The organism is Stenotrophomonas sp. CASM106, from assembly GCF_049384825.1.
Taxonomy (GTDB): domain Bacteria; phylum Pseudomonadota; class Gammaproteobacteria; order Xanthomonadales; family Xanthomonadaceae; genus Stenotrophomonas; species Stenotrophomonas muris.
Genome location: NZ_JBMRFS010000056.1, coordinates 1 through 456, shown reverse-complemented (window position 1 = coordinate 456; position 456 = coordinate 1). Strand labels below are relative to the sequence as shown.

General features: G+C 57.2%; 1 protein-coding gene. It reads right to left on the bottom strand.

Going from position 1 to position 456, the window contains the following annotated elements; all coding sequences use genetic code 11:
- Window positions 1–7 precede the first annotated feature (7 nt).
- Entirely contained in the window at window positions 8–325 is a 318-nt protein-coding gene (locus VG556_RS22505; protein ID WP_423180068.1) for a DUF4189 domain-containing protein, read from the bottom strand.
- Window positions 326–456 lie beyond the last annotated feature (131 nt).

The following is a 456-nucleotide window of genomic DNA, read 5'->3' as shown; positions in this document are numbered from 1 at the left end:
CCCTTGATCAGAATTCATCAAACAATGGCTTGGTACAGTTGGAATAGAATACTTCACACCGTCCTGCGCGATCATTGCGACACATTGCTTCCGAAGCGACATGCGCCAACTCGGGGGTAGCCCCTGTCCCAAGTCCCGCACGCCCAGTACCGGATCGTCCGCTTGGAATGACCCAGGAAACGCACTGGTTGAAATAGCTCATGCTGACCGTGCAATCTCGGGCACCTGACGCTCCACACTTTGAAACTGCTTCGCGCTCGGCCTCATTCTTGGATCGCAACCCCGTTGAAACCCCTGCATCCTGAGTACTTTTCGACTCCGCAATTGCCCCCCAGGTCTTGGTCCATTTGCCAGTCGGAGTTGCGAGACGGATCTCAGAGGAGCCAGTGCTTCCAGTGGCACCTCCCGGAATCGGCGCACATCCGCGCGCGCCCTGCCCGCCAATAGGGTAATACC